The organism is Streptomyces sp. Z26 (assembly GCF_003665095.1).
In the GTDB taxonomy this organism is placed as follows: Bacteria; Actinomycetota; Actinomycetes; order Streptomycetales; family Streptomycetaceae; genus Streptomyces; species Streptomyces phytohabitans.
The window spans coordinates 4,481,944-4,499,334 of the sequence record NZ_RCHV01000002.1 but is presented as its reverse complement, the minus strand read 5'-3'; the positions used below and the strand labels follow the sequence as shown (position 1 = coordinate 4,499,334).

At 71.0% G+C, this 17,391-nt stretch carries 17 protein-coding genes; 12 read left to right on the top strand and 5 right to left on the bottom strand.

All coding sequences use genetic code 11. The features are described from left to right. Nucleotides 1-111: 111 nt before the first annotated feature. Nucleotides 112-522 carry a hypothetical protein gene (locus tag D7M15_RS19630; protein WP_121518713.1) on the bottom strand — a complete coding sequence of 137 codons (411 nt, stop codon included), beginning with the start codon at nt 520-522 and terminating at the stop codon, nt 112-114. A gap of 164 nt (nt 523-686) precedes the next feature. Continuing rightward, the gene (locus tag D7M15_RS19625; protein ID WP_121521054.1) at nt 687-1,898 is read right to left on the bottom strand and encodes a pyridoxal phosphate-dependent aminotransferase; all 1,212 of its coding nucleotides are present in this window, start codon (nt 1,896-1,898) and stop codon (nt 687-689) included. Nucleotides 1,899-2,026: 128 nt separating this feature from the next. Between D7M15_RS19625 and D7M15_RS19620 the strand changes: the two genes are divergently transcribed. After that, nucleotides 2,027-2,650 carry a TetR family transcriptional regulator gene (locus D7M15_RS19620; protein WP_121518712.1) on the top strand — a complete coding sequence of 208 codons (624 nt, stop codon included), beginning with the start codon at nt 2,027-2,029 and terminating at the stop codon, nt 2,648-2,650. Nucleotides 2,651-2,721: 71 nt separating this feature from the next. Here the strand turns inward: D7M15_RS19620 and D7M15_RS19615 are convergent, their stop codons facing one another. Beyond that, complete coding sequence (locus D7M15_RS19615) at nt 2,722-4,884, bottom strand: thioredoxin domain-containing protein (protein ID WP_121518711.1); 2,163 nt, start codon at nt 4,882-4,884, stop codon at nt 2,722-2,724. Nucleotides 4,885-5,015: 131 nt separating this feature from the next. On the opposite strand from D7M15_RS19615, the gene D7M15_RS19610 reads away from it, so the two are divergent. Together D7M15_RS19610 and D7M15_RS19605 are read left to right on the top strand one after the other, a co-directional pair. After that, nucleotides 5,016-5,576, top strand: coding sequence for a Uma2 family endonuclease (locus D7M15_RS19610; protein ID WP_121518710.1), 561 nt, complete (start codon nt 5,016-5,018; stop codon nt 5,574-5,576). 822 nt (nt 5,577-6,398) lie between these two features. After that, nucleotides 6,399-6,728 carry a MerR family transcriptional regulator gene (locus tag D7M15_RS19605; RefSeq protein ID WP_121518709.1) on the top strand — a complete coding sequence of 110 codons (330 nt, stop codon included), beginning with the start codon at nt 6,399-6,401 and terminating at the stop codon, nt 6,726-6,728. A gap of 64 nt (nt 6,729-6,792) precedes the next feature. Here D7M15_RS19605 and D7M15_RS19600 read toward each other — a convergent pair whose 3' ends face one another. Next, complete coding sequence (locus D7M15_RS19600; protein WP_121518708.1) at nt 6,793-7,137, bottom strand: SCO5918 family protein; 345 nt, start codon at nt 7,135-7,137, stop codon at nt 6,793-6,795. 390 nt (nt 7,138-7,527) lie between these two features. Beyond that, a complete protein-coding gene (locus D7M15_RS19595) occupies nt 7,528-7,731 on the bottom strand; it encodes a cold-shock protein (protein ID WP_121518707.1) in 204 nt (67 codons plus the stop codon). Between the two features lie 489 nt (nt 7,732-8,220). On the opposite strand from D7M15_RS19595, the gene D7M15_RS19590 reads away from it, so the two are divergent. From D7M15_RS19590 to D7M15_RS19550, 9 genes are all read left to right on the top strand, one after another. After that, the gene (locus D7M15_RS19590; RefSeq protein WP_121521052.1) at nt 8,221-8,667 is read left to right on the top strand and encodes an Rrf2 family transcriptional regulator; all 447 of its coding nucleotides are present in this window, start codon (nt 8,221-8,223) and stop codon (nt 8,665-8,667) included. 122 nt (nt 8,668-8,789) lie between these two features. Further along, entirely contained in the window at nt 8,790-10,067 is a 1,278-nt protein-coding gene (locus D7M15_RS19585) for an amidohydrolase family protein (RefSeq protein WP_121518706.1), read from the top strand. Nucleotides 10,068-10,712: 645 nt separating this feature from the next. After that, a complete protein-coding gene (locus D7M15_RS19580; RefSeq protein ID WP_121518705.1) occupies nt 10,713-11,984 on the top strand; it encodes an ATP-binding protein in 1,272 nt (423 codons plus the stop codon). 20 nt (nt 11,985-12,004) lie between these two features. Next, nucleotides 12,005-12,826 (top strand): roadblock/LC7 domain-containing protein, encoded by an 822-nt coding sequence (locus D7M15_RS19575; RefSeq protein ID WP_121521050.1) that lies wholly within the window; start codon nt 12,005-12,007, stop codon nt 12,824-12,826. Next, nucleotides 12,819-13,199: a DUF742 domain-containing protein gene (locus tag D7M15_RS19570; RefSeq protein WP_121518704.1), complete on the top strand. Its 381-nt coding sequence runs from the start codon at nt 12,819-12,821 to the stop codon at nt 13,197-13,199. Before D7M15_RS19575 ends, D7M15_RS19570 begins: the two co-directional genes overlap by 8 nt. A 2-nt stretch (nt 13,200-13,201) precedes the next feature. Then, nucleotides 13,202-13,762: an ATP/GTP-binding protein gene (locus D7M15_RS19565; protein ID WP_121518703.1), complete on the top strand. Its 561-nt coding sequence runs from the start codon at nt 13,202-13,204 to the stop codon at nt 13,760-13,762. Between the two features lie 11 nt (nt 13,763-13,773). Further along, nucleotides 13,774-15,153 carry a cytochrome P450 gene (locus D7M15_RS19560; RefSeq protein ID WP_121518702.1) on the top strand — a complete coding sequence of 460 codons (1,380 nt, stop codon included), beginning with the start codon at nt 13,774-13,776 and terminating at the stop codon, nt 15,151-15,153. 88 nt (nt 15,154-15,241) lie between these two features. Beyond that, a complete protein-coding gene (locus D7M15_RS19555) occupies nt 15,242-16,495 on the top strand; it encodes a cytochrome P450 (protein ID WP_121521048.1) in 1,254 nt (417 codons plus the stop codon). Next, the gene (locus D7M15_RS19550) at nt 16,492-17,280 is read left to right on the top strand and encodes an enoyl-CoA hydratase/isomerase family protein (RefSeq protein WP_121518701.1); all 789 of its coding nucleotides are present in this window, start codon (nt 16,492-16,494) and stop codon (nt 17,278-17,280) included. The genes D7M15_RS19555 and D7M15_RS19550 overlap by 4 nt, the downstream gene beginning before the upstream one ends. Nucleotides 17,281-17,391: the final 111 nt, after the last annotated feature.

Genomic DNA, 17,391 nt, shown 5'->3' with positions numbered 1-17,391 from the left:
GTGACCCGCGGGCGGCGCTCCGTACGGCCGCCCGTACCAGCGACAGCGGTGCGGGGGCCGCCCCGTCGCGTCGACACCCGTACCCGCGACGCCCCTTCGGGCACCGCCCGTTCAGGCGCTGGCGGTGAGGCCCAGCGCGGCCCCGTGCACCTCCAGCCGCTCGGCGGCCAGCGCGGCCGCGTCCTGGTCGGCGCGGGAGGTGGCGATCACAAGCGCCATCCCCGCGAGGTTGTGCGCGCGCTGGTGCAGCGCGGTGACGTGACCCGCGCTCGCGCTGCGCGCGGACGGCTCCACGCGCAGCGGCGCCCGGCCGCCGCCCAACCGGGCCGACTGGGCGGCGAGGCGCTGCCCCGCGTCGTCCAGATCGGGGTCGGGCGTGAGCGCGCGCAGCTCGTCGGTCACGGTCAGCAGTGCGGTGAGGTGGCCGGCGAGGCGGATGTCGAGTTCCTCGTCGCGCGAGCGGTGCGGCCCGTCCCCTTCGGCCATGCTGTGGACCGACGGGTCGCGGATCGGTTCGTACATGGGACGGCCTCCTGGCAAGTTCCGGGAAACCATCCTAGCTTGGACAATGTCTAAAGTTGACCCGGAGCGGTGAACTTCCGGAAATCCGCAAGAGCGCAAAACCACCGGTAACGGCCCGCCACAGAAGGTGACTTGGGCCGGGCCGCCCCGGGCCCGTACGCGCGTCAGGGCTGCCCGTACCCGTCCAGGAACGCACCGATACGGGTGACCGCGTCCGCCAGCTCCGTCGCCGCGGGCAGCGTGACGATGCGGAAGTGGTCGGGCTCCGGCCAGTTGAAGCCGGTGCCGTGCACGACCATGATCTGCTCCGCCCGCAGCAGGTCGAGCACCATCTGCCGGTCGTCCTTGATCTTGAAGACCTTGGGGTCGAGCCGCGGGAAGAGGTACAGCGCGCCCTTCGGCTTGACGCACGTCACGCCGGGGATCTGCGTGAGCAGGTCGTACGCCGTGTCGCGCTGCTCCAGGATGCGCCCGCCGGGCAGCACCAGGTCGTCGATGGACTGCCGCCCGCCGAGGGCGGTGGCGACGGCGTGCTGCGCGGGCATGTTCGCGCACAGGCGCATGTTGGCCAGGATGGTCAGGCCCTCGATGTAGCTCGCCGCGTGCGTCTTCGGGCCGCAGACGGCGAGCCAGCCGCTGCGGAAACCGGCCACGCGGTAGTTCTTCGACAGCCCGTTGAACGTCAGCGTCAGCAGGTCGGGGGCGAGCGCCGCGGTGGGCGTGTGGGTGGCGCCGTCGTAGAGGATGCGGTCGTAGATCTCGTCGGAGCAGACGATCAGCCGGTGGCGGCGGGCGATCTCGGTCAGCCCGCGCAGCAGCTCCTCGCCGTAGACCGCGCCCGTGGGGTTGTTCGGGTTGATGACGACGAGCGCCTTCGTACGGTCGGTGATCTTCCGCTCGATGTCCGCGAGGTCCGGCATCCAGTCGGCCTGCTCGTCGCAGCGGTAGTGCACGGCCGTACCGCCCGCGAGGGACACCGAGGCCGTCCACAGCGGGTAGTCGGGGGCCGGGACGAGCACCTCGTCGCCGTCGTCGAGCAGCGCCTGCATGGACATCTGGATCAGCTCGGAGACGCCGTTGCCCAGGTAGACGTCCTCGACGGACAGCTCTATGCCCTTGGTCTGGTAGTGCTGCATCACCGCGCGGCGGGCGGAGAGGAGCCCCTTGGCGTCGCCGTACCCGTGCGCGTCGCCGACGTTCCGGAGCATGTCCTCCAGGATCTCGGGCGGGCACTCGAAGCCGAACGCGGCCGGATTCCCGGTGTTGAGCTTGAGGACGCGGTGACCTGCGGCCTCCAGCCGCATCGCCTCCTCCAGCACGGGTCCGCGGATCTCGTAGCAGACATTGGCGAGCTTCGTCGACTGGATCACCTGCATGTTCGCCACTGTACGGGGGGCCCGTTCGGCACGCCCGGTGTTTTCGGTCACCCCGTGCGCGGGAGTTCCCCGGCCCCCGCACGACATGAACATGGCCGTGGCGAACGGGATGGCGAACAATGAGTTCCATGACCGCCGCATGTATCAAGTCCGTCGCCAGTTGCCGTAAACCGGGGCTGCGGGAGCGGAAGAAGATCCGGACCCGCAAGGCGATCCGCCAGGCCGCGTACCACCTCTTCGGCGAGCAGGGCTACGACGCGACCCCCGTCGACCAGATCGCCGAGGCCGCCGAGGTGTCCCCGAGCACGGTCTTCCGCTACTTCCCCACCAAGGAGGACATCGTCCTCACGGACGAGTACGACCCCCTGTTCGCGGAGGCGCTGGCGCGGCGGCCGAAGGACGAACCGCCCGTCACCGCGCTGCGCGAGGCGCTGTGCGGCACCCTCGCGCTCCAGGTGGACGAGCGGGAGCGCGCGGAGGCGATGCAGCGCATGGCGCTCATCCGGGACGTACCGGCGGTCCGCGCGCGCATGGCCGAGCACATGGCGGAGACGAAGCGGCTGCTCGCGCTCGTGCTGTCGGAGCGCACCGGGCGGCCGGAGGACGACCTGGAGCTCCAGGTCGTCACGGCCGCCGTGCTGAGCGCGCTGATCGAGGCGATGTACCACTGGCTGGACGACGGCATGAAGGGCGAACTCACCGTCCCCGTCTCGCACGCCCTGCGCGTGCTGGAGCGCGGCCTGACGCTGTGACGCCCCGTACGCCGTGACGCCGTCGGGCGTACGGGGCGGGAGCGTACGGGGCGTACGGGGCGTACGGGGCGTCAGTCCGCGTCGAGCGCGCGGGCCAGGGTCTCCGGGTCGGCGATCGGGGCGGCACAGGTGAAGTTCCGGCAGACGTACGCCGCCGGGCGCCCGTCCAGCAGCGGCCGGTCGCGCAGCAGCGGCACCTGCTCCGACACGGGCCAGGACTCCGCCGCGTCGGCACCCGTACCCGAGCCCGCGCCCGTACCCGCCGCGGGCTCGCCCACCGCCACCGCCGCGCCGGGCGCGGTGGCGAGCAGCGCCGTACGGTGCAGCGCGGCCCGCGCCGGGTCGCCGTCCGGGCCCACGACCGCCACCTCGCGCGGCCCGTCGAGCGCGGCCTCCGCCGCGGCCAGACCCCAGCCGACGAAGCGCGGCACCCGCCCGGCGAGCGCGCCGACGATGCCCAACGCCCGTTCGGCGGCGGCCCGGTGGCGGTGGCTGCCGGTGTAGGCGGCGTACGTGAGCAGGGCGTTGGTCGCGGCGGTCCAGCCGGAGGGGGTGGCGTTGTCGGTGGGGTCCTGGGGGCGGCGGATCAGCTGCTCGGCGTCGTCCGCCGCGTCGTACAACATGCCGTCCTCGCCGGTGAAGTGGCGCAGCACCTCCTCCAGCAGACCGCCGGAGAGCTGGAGCCAGGCGCTCTCGCCGGTGACCGCGTAGAGCGTCAACATCCCCTCCGCCACGTCGCCGTAGTCCTCCAGCACGCCGGCGCTGGGACCGGCGACCCCGTCGCGCGAGGTACGGAACAGCCGCCCGCGCTCGTCCGTGTGCACCGCGACGAGCAGGTCGGCGGCTCCGGACGCGGCCTCCACCAGGTCGGGCCGGTCGAAGTACGCGCCGGTCTCGGCGAGGGCGGCGACGGCCAGGCCGTTCCAGGCCGCGACGACCTTCTCGTCGCGCTCGGGGCGCGGGCGGGCCGCGCGGGCGGCGAGCAGCCGCTCCCGTACGGAGGCGGCGCGCGCGTCCTCGTAGATGGCCGCGGCCCAGTCGTCGGCGTCGGTGTCGGTGTCCGTGCCCGTGTCGGCGGCGTCGTCCGCGCCCTCGTCCGCGTCGCTCACCGGCCCGCGCAGGCGGAGGACGGACGCGCCCTCCTCGAACGTGCCCGCCGCCGTCACCCCGAACAGCCGCGCCGCGTACGCCGCGTCGTCCTCCCCCAGCGCCTCGACGAGCTGCGCGGGCGTCCACACGTAGTACGCGCCCTCCCGGTGCCGCCCCGTGCCGTCGTCGCTGTCGGCGTCGAGCGCGGACGCGAACCCGCCCTGCGCGGTACGCAGTTCACGGACGAGGAAGTCGGCGGTCTCCAGCGCGACCCGGCGGGCGAGAGCCGAACCGGTGGCGCGCCACAGGTGCGCGTGGAGACGGCAGAGCAGGGCGTTGTCGTACAACATCCGCTCGAAGTGCGGAACGATCCACTCCGCGTCCACCGAATAGCGCGCGAAACCGCTGCCCAGCTGGTCGTACAGGCCGCCGCGCGCCATCGCCGCACACGTCTCCCGCACCATCTGGAGCGCGCCCTCCGAACCCGTACGCGCGTGGTGCCGCAGCAGGAACTCCAGCACCATCGGCGTCGGGAACTTCGGCGCCCCGCCGAAACCGCCGCGCGCCGCGTCGTAGTCACGGGTGAGCCCCAGCAGGGCGGCCCCGGCCTCCTCGGCACCCGGCGGCTGCATCCGCCCGTACGCCCCGCCGCGCCCGGACAGGTCCCGTACGATCCGGCCCGCCACCTCCGCGACCTCGTCCCGCCGCTCCGCCCACGCCGCCCGCACGCCCTCCAGCACCTGCGGGAAGGACGGCATGCCGTGGCGCGGCTCGGGCGGGAAGTACGTACCGAAATAGAACGGCTCCGCGTCGGGCGTGAGGAACACGGTCATCGGCCAGCCACCGTGCCCCGTCGCGGCCTGCACGGCCTCCATGTACACGGCGTCGACGTCGGGCCGCTCCTCCCGGTCGACCTTGACGGACACGAAGTGCTCGTTGAGGAACGCGGCGGTGGCGGGGTCGGCGAAACTCTCCCCGGCCATGACGTGGCACCAGTGGCACGCGGAGTACCCGACGCTGAGCAACACCGGCACCCCACGCCGCCGCGCCTCCTCGAACGCCTCCGGCGACCAGGGCCACCAGTCGACGGGGTTGTCGGCGTGCTGGAGGAGATAGGGCGACTGGGAGTTGGCCAGGCGGTTCATCGTGGCAGCCTCTCACGCCGACGAGACCCTGACGGTTCGGCCCGCAAGTCCCCGCGCTGCATAGCCGATCCGCGCTGGAAGCGGGCAGTACGCTGAGTCGAGGAGCGCCGCGTCCTCGAAGGACGTACGTCATGACCGCCGAAATGGTGGCGCCCGCGTGGATGCACTCGCAGATCAACGCGGAGCAGTACGACTCCTGGCCCGAAGAGCAGTGCGACGGCATCGAGATCGTGGACGGGATGGTCGTCGCGAGCCCGAGCGCCTCCAAGCGCCACAACCGGCTGGCCCGCCTCCTGGCCAACGCCCTGGACGCCGCCGCAGGCCCGGACTGGAACGCCGACACCGACTGCGACGTCCGCCTTCAGGACGTTCCCCCCACCGACCGCCGCCCCGACGTCATCGTCTACCGGGCGGAAACCCCCGACCTCACGCCCACCCGCCCCGAGCACGTACTCCTGGTCGTCGAGGTCGTGTCGCCCGGCTCGGAGACCACTGACCGAATCGTGAAGGTGGACCAGTACGCCAAAGCCGGTATTCCCTTCTACTGGCGCATCGAGCAGCCCACCACCGGTGTCCCCATCGCCTACACCTACGTCCTCGACCCCGCCACCAAGACGTACAGGGACGGCGAGATGTTCACCGACGTGATCAAGACTGCCGCTCCGTTCCCCGTCACATTGATGAGACGTTGAAGTGACAGGCGCGCGACATCAGATGTAGCGGCGTCCCGGCCTGTCGCGAGGGGGGTCGCCTCGGTCGTCCGGCTCCAGGATCACCATGACGCTCGTCCACTTCTCCACGGACCCATCAGCCCACAGTCGACGGGGTTGTCGGCGTGCTGGAGGAGATAGGGCGACTGGGAGTTGGCCGGGCGGTTCACGGAGCCATGGTTGCGCGTGGCGCCGCACCCGGCCGGGCTCCGCCGCACCTGCCCGCCGCTCCGGTCATGCGCGCACGAGGGTCGCCGCGAGACGGGCGAGCGACTTTCCCTCCGTTCGGCGCCACAGGAACCAGGACGCCGTGGCCAACGAAAATCTGCCCTCGCCAAGGTAGACATCCGGATCGACGGAGGCTAACGTTTCTCCCGTAGCCGAGAAGTCGAAGGGTGCGGCAGAGACGAACTGCCGCGCAGACCGGTGGACGCGGAACGGTCCGGCCGCGGAGTGGTGGAGCCATGAGCGAGAGGTTCCACCACTGGCGACCGGAACGGGTGGCCCCAGGGGTCGCACGGCAACACCGCGTTCGCCGTCAGTACGGATGGATCGATCGAAACAGCAGTAAGGAGCAGACACCATCAGGATCGCCCGGGCTCGGACAGTGTCCTCCCGGGTACCGCAGGCCCCGGATTGGAAGGTGGTCCCCGGTCACGCAACCGCGATCCTCGCGGTCCCTCCACGGACGGACCCGCGATACGAGAGAACCGGCGCGGTCAGCCGGTAGATGGTGTTGAAAGCTCGGGGCCCGGGTGCCATTGGCACCCGGGCCCCCCGGTGCGTTCCCGAAAGAAGAGGTCTATGCCCCCTCGCAGTACCAGTACCGCCGACAAGTTCGACGACGACGACTATCCCGCCTACACCATGGGCCGGGCGGCCGAGATGCTCGGCGCCACTCCGGCCTTTCTGCGCGCTCTGGGCGAACACCGTCTGATCACCCCGCTGCGCTCCGAGGGCGGCCACCGCCGCTATTCCCGGTACCAACTGCGTATCGCGGGTCGGGCCCGCGAACTCGTCGACGCGGGCACACCCATCGAGGCCGCCTGCCGCATCATCATTCTCGAGGACCAGCTCGAAGAAGCTCAGCGCATCAACGAGGAACTCCGCAGCCGGTCGGAATCCTCCACCTGACCGGGGTAAGCCCCTTCCGCCGCACTTCCCGCCCGGGCGGCGCACCACGCTCTGGGCTCCCTCGTCACGCCCGTCCCGGCTCCACGCCTGCTTCCTCGCCGGGGCGGACGGCCCGCGTTCCCAGCATGGCGGAAGCCCGCTGATACGGACTGGCCGTCGACGTCGGCGCGACGGCGGAGGGGGTGTGGCAGGTGAAACCGAGCCGCGTCATGGCTCTCAGCACTTCCGCGCCGCTGAAGTCCCGGCGGTCCTGGCGGGTGACGACCTGACCGACCTGTTTGACGGGGTAGCGACGGCGTCCGATGGTGACGAGATCGCCGGTGGCCGACTCGGGCTTGACGCCCTTCATCGACTCCAGCACACCGTTCCTGGTCAGGTCGAAGGGGAAACGAGCGATGACACAACGCATGGTGCCTCACAGGGAGAGGGACGAGGAGCCGAGCCCGTTCGAAGTGCGGCTTCTGCCGCCGTGTACGGCGGACGTGCGAAGCCTTTCTCCGTGGGGCGCGCACCGGGAAATGCTTTGCTGAACGAATTCCTCGAAGAGCCGCGTGAACGGGTCGCGCGGAACGCATTCGAGACCTGGTCGCGTACGACCGCACCGGCTCGCACAAGGGCGGTACGCAGAAGTTTCCGAGGACCGTTCTTCACACGGAGGAGGTTCGCGCACCTGCTCCGGGGCAGATGTCGCGGCAACGCCGACCACGCGGAACCGCCCCGCGGGGGAGCGCCGCGCGAGCGGAACGCAGCTGGGGCCCGCACCCCGTAGGATGCGGGCCCCAGCTGCGCGTCAGTCGATTCAGGCGGGAACGATGTTCTCGGCCGTCGGGCCCTTCTGGCCCTGCGCGATGTCGAAGGTCACCTTCTGACCTTCGAGCAGCTCGCGGAAGCCCTGAGCGGAGATGTTCGAGTAGTGGGCGAACACGTCGGGGCCGCCACCGTCCTGCTCGATGAAGCCGAAGCCCTTTTCCGAATTGAACCACTTCACGGTACCAGCACTCATGTCATTCTCCTTCGGGGCATTGCACCGACATCCGCACCGTGCGGATGTCGCGTCGCCGCGATGATTACCCCGACCACCAGATACCGGAATCGCCGGGAATACTTCGGCGGCACGAAGCCGACCGAGAATCCCGAAGTTTTGGGAACCACAACTGCAACCAGGAGCGACAGTAGCACGGCGAAGCAGTACGCGTTCAACGAATGTGGCGGCTCCAAGCGCCGCGGAAACAAATCTGCAAGCATTCCCCGTCACATACTCATTCCGCCGCACCAGATATTGAGGAAGCCCGGACACAGCATTCCAGGAGCCGTGGCGACCGACCGTCCGACCGGAGGGACGAGCCGCGCGGTCTCGGCGGGTACGACGGGCCACGGTTGACGGTCGACTTTACCGCAACTACAGTCGTGGCAGTTGACAGTGCGGGCCACGGCACGGAGCGGGCCACGGCACAGGCGTGCGGGACCGCGAGTGATGGGCGGGGAGCGGGACATGGCGGGGCTCAGCAGCAGGAGCGCGGTCGCGATCCACGCGCTGACGATGCTCGCGCACCGCGGCGGCGGCTCCCTCACCTCGACGGAGATCGCGGACAGCCTGGCGGGCAACCCCGTACTCGTGCGACGCGTGCTCGGCCGCCTGCGGGACGCCGGGCTCGTACGGTCCACCGAGGGCCGGGGCGGCGGCTGGTCGCTGTGCCGGGCGGCGCGGGACATCACGCTGTACGACGCCTATGCCGCCGTCGAGGACGGCCCGGTCCTGTCGCGGCACACCCACCCGCCCAGCGACGCGTGCGAGGTGGGGCGCCACATCGGCGCACTGCTGGACGCGGAGTTCCGCGAGGCGGAACGGGCCCTGGAGGAACGGCTCGGCCGTACGACGGTCGCGGCCCTCCTCAGCAGGGTGCGCAGCGCCGAGGGTCCACCCGCCACCGCACGCTGACCCGGCAGCCCGACCCCGCACGTACCGACACCGACCCGACCCGGGCCCACCCCGGCCCGTACTGCCACCTCCAGAGTGGCGGTTGCGGTCACCACACCCACCGACCCCCAGGAGCGCACCCCGTGCACCCCACCGCCACCGCACCCCCCGACCTGGTCATCGGCCGCGCGCACGTCTTCGACGGCCGCGCCGCGCTCCCCGGCCTGTACGACGTCGCCGTCAGCGGCACCGACGTCTCGGCCGTCTCCGCGGTCTCCGTTGACTCGGCACCACCGCGCGGCGTACGGGAGGTGGACGCGGCCGGGGGCTGGGTGGTGCCGGGGCTGATCGACACGCACGTCCACCTCTACGACGTGGCGGCGGTGACCGACGAGGCGTCGCTGCGCGCGTTCGAGCGGGACCGACTGCCGGGGCTGCTCGGCCGGTTCCCGAGGTACGGCGTCACCACCGTCCGGTCGGTGGGCGACCCGGCGGAGGCCGTGCTGGGGACCCGCGCCCGGATCGCCGCCGGAACCGTGCCCGGCCCGCGGCTGCTGGCGACCGGCCCCGGCATCACCGGCCGGGACGGGCACCCGGCGGCCACGGTCCTCCGCCGCAACCCCTGGGCGCGCGCACGGTTCGCGGCCGAGGTGGACGGCGTACGGGAGATGCGCGACCTGGTGCACCGGCTGGCCGACCAAGGGGTGGACGCGGTGAAGCTGCTGTCGGAGGGGGCGTGCGCGCACGGGGACGCGCCGGGGTACGTGTGGCGGGTACCGCCGTTCCCCGACGCGGTCCCGCTCGTACGGCTCCCCCGCGACCTGCTCCGCGCGGGCGTCGAGGCCGGGCACGAGCGCGGGCTGCGGGTGACGGTCCACACGACCCAACAGGCCGCGGCGCGCGAGGCGGTGGAGGCGGGAACGGACGGGCTGGAGCACGGCGTCACGGTCGAACCGCTCACCGACGACGGGCTGGTGACGCTGCTGCGGGACCGCGGGGTGACGTACGTGCCGACGCTCTGGGCGCACGACGCGAACCACCCGCATCTACGGGGGAACGTACGGAAGTTGGCGGCGGCGGGCGTCCATGTCGCCCTGGGCAGCGACTCGTTCACCGGGCACGGCACGTTCGGCGCGAACACGTTGGACGAGGCCGCGCTGATGGTCGCCGCTGGCATGACTCCGACGCAGTCGCTCGCCGCCGGAACGAGTGGCGCGGCACGGCAGTTGGGACGGCCGGACCTCGGCGCGGTGGCACCCGGAAAACGCGCGGATCTGCTGTTGTTGGGCGCGGATCCGACCACGGACATCAGAAATCTCCGCGAACTCCGGCTGACCGTCCTGGACGGAGGGATCGTCACCGGTGAACGCGCGTCGACCGGGCACCCCACGAGTCGGCGCCCGCCGACAGGACGCCCGTAGGCGCCTTTCCGACCCGTCGTCGCCCGAAGTGCGGGGGCACGGTAGCAGAACGGGCCTCACCGGCCCGCGCGTTCGCGTCAGGAAGGCGTCCGGACCGACCGGTTCCACCCCGTTCGTCACCGGCCACTACGCGGAAGCGGAATCCCGAACGCGACGCCGTACGGCCCTCCGCGCACCACCGTCGCCCGCCTCACCTGCGAACTCCCGCGCCGGCGGCGCCCCTTGCCCGACCACGGCGACCCGTATCGGGTGGAGAGCGGAACGGCCTTCACTGACCAGGCATTTCGCCCGCGCATCCGGGCACGTTCCGGGCGTCGACGGGGGGTCGTAGATGCCGTACGGGGGTCCGTACCGGACCTGCGCGGACCATCCGGGCGCCCCGCGTGCGACCCGTCGAACACCCCGTCAACTCCGGCTTGCGGAACTCGCGGAGACAGGGTTTAGTCCGTCCGGAGAGAGGCGTCGCCGTGCATATGCGGTGATAGCATTTCGGCGTCCTCGGCCTTGATCCACTTTGATGGTTGGGCGCTCTGGGTCAGCCTGCTCACCCGTGTGGCAATGTCCGTGCCTTTCTGGTGGCTTCACCACGGATTTCAGCGAGATGGGTCGGCGGCCGCTGCCTACTACGCGCCAGGGAAGGTTTTCATGTCCCTAGATGTGCTGATGTGGTGCCTGGTCGCGGCCTTGGCGATAGCCATTGCCGTAGCCGCGGCCCTTGTCGCCCGCAACAGAGCCCTGGAGACGAAGAAGGGAGAAGCCGAGCACGCCCTGACCCAGCGACTGAACCTGACGCAAGGCCAACTGGACTCGGCACAGGCCGCGTTGGAGCGGTTCCGGCAGCAGCAGGTCACCGCCATCCGGGAGGCCGAGCGCGCGTCGGAGGAGAGCACGAAGGCCGTCCTCAAGGGCGCGGCCCGCTTCCTCCAGAGCCTCGCCGCGGAGCAGACCACGCTCCTCGACGACATCCAGCGCAAGTACGGCGGCCACGCGGTGCTGTCCGACCTCCTCGAGGTCCACCACGCCAACGCGCAGATGGGCCGTAAGGCCCAGGGCATCGCCGTGATGTGCGGCGCCCCCCTCGGCCGCCGCAACAAGCCCGCCAGCGTCTACGACGTGGTGCGCAGCGCGCAGGGCCAGATCCGCAACTTCCAGCGGGTCGAGCTGGTGCAGCAGAGCGGCATGGCGCTCAAGGCGTCGGCGGTCGCCCCCGTGGCCCTCGCGGTCGCGGAGCTGCTGGACAACGCGGCGAGCTTCTCGCAGCACGACGCACCCATCGAGGTCACCTTCCAGCGCGTCCAGGGCAACCTGTGCATCGTCATCGACGACGCGGGCGTCGGCATGAGCGACGAGGACCGGCAGAAGGCCGTCGCGCTGCTGTCCGGTGAAGCGGTCCCCGGGCTCTCCCAACTGGGCAACCAGCCGAAGTTCGGGTTCCCCGTCATCGGTCTGATCGCGCGCCAGTACGGATTCAAGGTCGACGTGACCGGTGTGTCCCGCTACGGCGGTGTCCGTGCTGTCGTCCTGCTGCCCAAGGAGCTGTGGACCATGGAAGAGACGCCGGCGCCGGAGCCCGAGCGGGACGCCAACGCCCCGATCAACATCCGCCGCGGCGAGAGCCAGGCGCGCGCCTCGTCCCGTACGGTGCACGGCCTCCCGAAGCGGGCGGCGCGGCAGGCGCCCCTGACGAGCGCCACCGGCGGCCAGGACGGCAACGTCGGGCAGTACGGCGGCCAGCACGCCGCTCAACCCGGTGACCAGTACGGCGGTCAGTACGGTGGCCAGCCCGGCGGGCAGCAGGCGGGTACCCCGCCGCTCCAGCGCCGGTCCGGCGGCAGCCTCGGCGCCCTGCAACGCGGCACGCTCTCCGGCCGCAACCTGGACGTCCCCTCCCCGGAAGAAGGGACCGAAGACGCATGACCACTGACGATCTGTCGTGGATGCTCAAGGACATCGTCCACAACGTCCCGCGCGCCCGGCACGCCGTGCTGCTGTCCGCGGACGGCATACTCCGCGGCGCCACGGACGGTCTCACCGAGCAGGACGCGCGCACGATCTCCGCCGCCATGTCCGGCATGCAGTCGCTGAGCCGGGCCACCGCCCACTTCGCGGGCGACGCGGAGGACCGGCAGTGGAACCAGACCATCATCGAGTTCGCCCACGGCTGGGTGTTCCTCATCGGGGCGGGGCAGGGCGCCTATCTGGCCGCCGCCGCTGAGCCCGACGTGGACATGCAGCAGATCTCGTTCCGGATGCACCGTCTGGTGGCGCGGCTGGGCGACAACCTCGTCTCGCACGCCCGGGTCAACGCCAAGGAGCGGACCGGGCACGCGAAGGCGTCGTACGGCACCGGGCCGAGCGGGTCGGGGCTCGTCCTGCCCGAGCTGGACCGGGTGATCTCCGAGGTGCCCGGCGCCAGCCACGCCCTGCTGCTCGGCGCCGAGGGGCTGCCGCGCGGGGCGAGTTCGGGCATCAGCCGGGACCTGGCGGACACGATCTCCGCGGCCATGACGGGCATCCACGCCTACAGCCGCGCCACGTTCCACTTCATAGGGTCCGTGGACGAGACCGAATGGCGGCAGACCGTCATCGAGTTCGCACACGGTTGGATCTTCCTGATCGCGGCGGGAAAGCGTGCGTTCCTCACGGCGGCGGCCGAACACGACTGCGACATCGAGGAGTTCGCCAACCGCCTGCACGAGATCGCGCCTGCTCTGACCCGGGACGGGGCCGTACGAGGCGAGGGAGTCGGCGATGCCTAACGATCCGGAGCAGGACCTCGAACTGACCTCGGACTTAGTACCCCTGTTCGTGATCACCAGTGGTCGTGCGCTGCCCCCCGAGCACCAGTACGCGCACACCACCCTGGTGACCGCGCAGAAGGGCGCCCACTCGGCGCGCACGCTCTCCCCGGAGGCACGTGCCGTGATGGAGGTCATCACCGACGGCTACCTGTCCGTCGCCGAGGTCGCGGGCTACACGCACCTGCCCCTGGGCGTCGTGCGCATCCTGCTGGCCCAGATGGAGGAGCGCAACCTGCTGCTCGTGAGGAACCCCGTTCCGCGTGCTGAGCACACCGACCTCGAAGTGCTCATGGCCGTCCTGGACGGCCTGAAGACCCGATTCGGAGCTTGACCGTGTACCTGAATCCAGATGTCTCGCACGCAGTGAAGATCCTCATCGTGGGTCACTTCGGAGTCGGGAAGACCTCCTGCATCGCCAGCATCTCCGAGATCGAGCCGCTCCAGACCGAGGAGGAGATCACCGAGGCCAGCGAGGGCTTCGACGACCTCTCCGGCACCCCGCACAAGACGACCACCACCGTGGCCATGGACTTCGGTCGGCTGACTCTCAGCGAGACGCTGGTCCTGTACCTCTTCGGGACGCCCGGCCAGGAGCGTTTCAAGGAGATGTGGGAGGGGCTGTCCCGGGGCGCGCTGGGCGCGCTCGTCCTCGTCGACCCGGCGCGGCTCCACGAGAGCTTCCCCGTCCTGGACCTGGTCGAGCGCTTCGGCCTGACGTACACGATCGGCGTCAACCGGTTCGACGGGACGACCGACTACCCGCTCGACGAGGTACGCGAAGCCCTGAACCTCTCGGACGAGACCCCCGTCGTGCACTGCGACGTACGCGACGAGCAGTCCTCCGCGCAAGCACTCATCACCCTCGTCAAGCACTTGATGTCCATACTGAACTAGGAGCGACGGCAATGCAGCAGCATTCCAGCGCCGACGGTGAAACCACCGGCTGCCCCGCACACAACAACGTCCAGTTGTTCGGGCCCGACTTCGGGTCGGACCCGGAGGGCCACTACGCCTACCTGCGGACGCTGGGCCCCAGCGCACCGGTGGACATCGCTCCGGGTGTGGAGGTCGAGCTGATCACCAGCTACGACGCGAGCCTCCACATCCTCCAGAACCCGGTCTCGTTCGTCCGGGACTCGCGCCGCTGGAACGCGTTGAACGAGGGCCGGGTCCCGGCCGACAGCCCGGCCCTGCCCATGATGGGCTACCGCCCCAACGCGCTGTTCAGCGACGGGGCGGCACACGCCCGGCTGCGGCAGGCGGTCACGGACAGCCTCGCCACGGTCAACGAGATGCAGCTCGTACGGCAGACCCAGCAGTCCGCCGACTACCTGATCAGCCAGTTCAGCCCGGGCTCCCACGGCCAGGCGGAGCTGATGGCCGACTACGCGATGCCGTTGCCGCTGCTGGTGTTCAGCGACCTGTTCGGCTGCCCCCCGGAGATCGGTGACCGGGTCATCACCGGGATCAGCGGCATCTTCGAGGGCACGCCCGGCGCCGACGAGATCCTGGGCGGCGCCCTGTCGGAGCTGATCGCCCTCAAGCACCGCAGTCCGGGTCAGGACCTGACGACCCGTCTGATGCAGCACTCCGCGAACCTGACGGACGAGGAGGTCCTGCACCAGCTCGTCACGCTGCTGTCCGGCGGGACCGCGCCGCTGACCGCCGTGATCGGCACCAGCAGCGCCCTCTACCTCAGCGACGAGCAGCAGGCGAAGCTGCCCGTGGAGGACGCGACGGCGCAGGCCCTGTGGAACTACGCGCCGATCGCCAACTACGCGGCCCACTACCCCACGCACGACGTCGAGTTGGCGGGTCGCACGCTGCGGGCGAACGACCCGGTGCTGATCTCGTTCGCCGCCGCCAACACCGACCCGAAGCTGACGGAGCACCGCGAGCAGCTGAGCGCGAAGGCGCATCTGGCGTTCGGCGCCGGGCCGCACGCGTGCCCGGCGAAGGACCCGGCCTTCATCATCTCGGTGACCGCGGTGGAGTCCTTGCTGAACCGGCTGCCGGACATCGAGCTGCGCGTCCCGTTCAAGGAGCTGAACTGGGTGCCCGCGCCGTGGAGTCGGTCCCTGGCGGCCATCCCGGTCGGCTTCACGCCGCGCGTCATGAAGCCCATGGCGGCGCCCGGTTCGGGTGCCTCGGCCACGCAGCCCGTCCCGAAGGCGGCCGGCGGCGGGGAACGGTCCCGCCCGGTGTCGCACGCGGCCCGTCCGGCCCCGTCGCAGCCCAAGGGGGGCCTGTTCAGCCGCTTCCTGGCGTGGACGAGAGGCGAGTGACGTACGTTACACGGCGAGTCACCGTGATACTGGATGTTTCAATCATCCGAGGGGTACGCATGACGGCTGTGCCAAGCAAGGAGCCGTCATCGTGACCGAAACGCCGACCCTCACCACGGACCGCCGGGCCACCCTCTCCCTCTTCTCCCGCCTCCGCACCGCGGAGGGGCAGAAGGACCCGTACCCGATCTACCAGCAGCTCAGGGCACGGGGCGGGGTCGCTCCGGCCCCGTGGGGAGGGCATCTCGTCACCAGCTTCGAGCTGTGCGACCGGATATTACGGAGTGGTGACTGGCTGGAACCGGACAAACGGTGGCGCGAGAAGCAGGGTGCGCGGACACGCTGGAACGCCTCCTCGGCGCGCGAGATCAGCAGCACCCTGCCCGCGCTCAACCCCCCGGAGCACACCCGGGCCCGGCGGGTCACCGGCAGCTTCGACCGCGGGACCATACAGGGCCTCAGCGCCACGGTGGACGGTACGGTCGAGCGGCTCTGCGACTCGCTGGCCGGGCGGCTGCGGGACGACGGGACGGCGGACTTTGTCGAGCTGGTGAGCGAGGAGCTGCCGGTCGCCACGATAGGCAGCTGGCTCTCCATACCGGCCGCGGACTGGCCGTACCTGCGGGAGTTGACCCACGAGCAGGTGTTCACGCAGGAACTGCTGCCCGCGGCCAGCCAGTTGGCCCGCTCGGATACGGCGATGGCGCAACTCAGGGCGTACTTCCTGGAGTTGGTACGGGATCGCCGTAGACAGCCGGGTGACGACCCTGTCTCGCAGTGGACGCGGAAGTGGGACGACCTGGAGCCGGACCGGGAGAAGGCCGACGAAGGCGCCTACTACGTCGCCCTGTTCGCCCTCCTGGCCGCGCTGGAGACCACCTCGACGCTGCTCTCCCTGATGGCCCTCCGGCTCGTCGAGGAACCGGACCGGTGGCAGCAGGTCGCCGAAGTCCCCGACCAGATCCCCTCGTTCGTCGAGGAGACCCTGCGCTACGACTCCCCCGTGCACGTCATCAGCCGGGTCGCCGCCACGGACTGCGAACTGTCGGGCACCTCGTTCCGGGCGGACGAGATGGTCCACCTGATGGTCGGCGCCGCGCACCACGACCCGGACAAGTACGCCGAGCCGGAGCGGTTCCACGTCTCCCGCAGACCCACGCACCTCGCCTTCAGCGGCGGTATCCACTACTGCCTCGGTGCACCGCTCGCCCGCCTGGAAGCGCAGACGCTCCTGCGCGAGCTGACCAGGCGCCTGCCCCGCCTCACCCTGGTACGCCGGCCGACCATGGCTCCCCGCGTGGCGTTCCGGCGTCTGATGAACCTGGACGTCGCCCTCGCATGAACGAGCAACCACCCGTCTTCCCGTCCCCCTTCCCGTACGAGGACCTCGGCGTCGAGCAGGACGGCGCGCTGCTCCACGTACGGCTCAACCCCTCGCGGCGCGACGACGCCCTCGGCAACGCCGCGATCGACTCCCTCCTCGGCCTGCTCGGCACCCTCGACGGGCACCCCGAGATCCGCGTCCTCGTCCTCTCCTCGGACGGCAAGGACTTCTGCCTGGGCGCCGACCGCACCGAGTACCAGGAAGCCGTCGCCAAGGACCCCACGGGTGCGGCCCTGCGGCACCTCGCGGACAAGGCGCACCGCCTGTGCCAGGCGCTGGAGAGCACGCACGCCGTCACCATCGCCCGGCTGCACGGCCGGACCGTGGGTGCGGGGCTGGCCCTCGCCTCGTACTGCGACCTGCGGGTGGGCGCCGACACCTGCCAGTTCCGCATGCCGGAGGTGGGGTTGGGGCTGCCGCCCGCCTGGGGCGGTGCCATGGGCCGCCTCGTGTCGGAGGCGGGCGTCGCGCGCATCCGCGAACTGATGCTCACCTGCCGCCCGTTCGACGCGGAGACCGCGCTGCGGATGGGCGTCCTGCACGAGACGGCGCCGCTGGAGCGGTTGGACGACGCGGTGGAGGCGTGGACGCGGCCGCTGCTGCGGCGCCCGCCGGAGGCGCTGGTCCTCACCAAGCGGATGCTCGCCGGGTACGCGCGGGCCGAACGTACGGTGGACCCGGCCATGCTGGACGCCCATCTGCTGGCGTCGCAGCTGGCGTTGGCGCAGCCACGGCCGGAGTGACCCGGGCCGCGGTGACCGGACCGCGGTGACCGGACCGGAACGACGCCGGGGCGCCGGGCTGGGCGCGTGGGCGACGGTACGACGGGCGAGGAGCGTCCCGCGGGTGCGGGG

Coding starts and splice junctions, on each gene's coding strand:
- D7M15_RS19630 (WP_121518713.1), bottom strand. CDS start 522: ATGTACGAACCGATCCGCGACCCGTCGGTCCACAGCATGGCCGAAGGG.
- D7M15_RS19575 (WP_121521050.1), top strand. CDS start 12,005: ATGCTCAAGGACATCGTCCACAACGTCCCGCGCGCCCGGCACGCCGTG.
- D7M15_RS19600 (WP_121518708.1), bottom strand. CDS start 7,137: ATGCGTTGTGTCATCGCTCGTTTCCCCTTCGACCTGACCAGGAACGGT.
- D7M15_RS19615 (WP_121518711.1), bottom strand. CDS start 4,884: ATGAACCGCCTGGCCAACTCCCAGTCGCCCTATCTCCTCCAGCACGCC.
- D7M15_RS19570 (WP_121518704.1), top strand. CDS start 12,819: ATGCCTAACGATCCGGAGCAGGACCTCGAACTGACCTCGGACTTAGTA.
- D7M15_RS19590 (WP_121521052.1), top strand. CDS start 8,221: ATGGCGGGGCTCAGCAGCAGGAGCGCGGTCGCGATCCACGCGCTGACG.
- D7M15_RS19595 (WP_121518707.1), bottom strand. CDS start 7,731: ATGAGTGCTGGTACCGTGAAGTGGTTCAATTCGGAAAAGGGCTTCGGC.
- D7M15_RS19580 (WP_121518705.1), top strand. CDS start 10,713: ATGTCCCTAGATGTGCTGATGTGGTGCCTGGTCGCGGCCTTGGCGATA.
- D7M15_RS19610 (WP_121518710.1), top strand. CDS start 5,016: ATGACCGCCGAAATGGTGGCGCCCGCGTGGATGCACTCGCAGATCAAC.
- D7M15_RS19625 (WP_121521054.1), bottom strand. CDS start 1,898: ATGCAGGTGATCCAGTCGACGAAGCTCGCCAATGTCTGCTACGAGATC.
- D7M15_RS19560 (WP_121518702.1), top strand. CDS start 13,774: ATGCAGCAGCATTCCAGCGCCGACGGTGAAACCACCGGCTGCCCCGCA.
- D7M15_RS19620 (WP_121518712.1), top strand. CDS start 2,027: ATGACCGCCGCATGTATCAAGTCCGTCGCCAGTTGCCGTAAACCGGGG.
- D7M15_RS19550 (WP_121518701.1), top strand. CDS start 16,492: ATGAACGAGCAACCACCCGTCTTCCCGTCCCCCTTCCCGTACGAGGAC.
- D7M15_RS19605 (WP_121518709.1), top strand. CDS start 6,399: ATGCCCCCTCGCAGTACCAGTACCGCCGACAAGTTCGACGACGACGAC.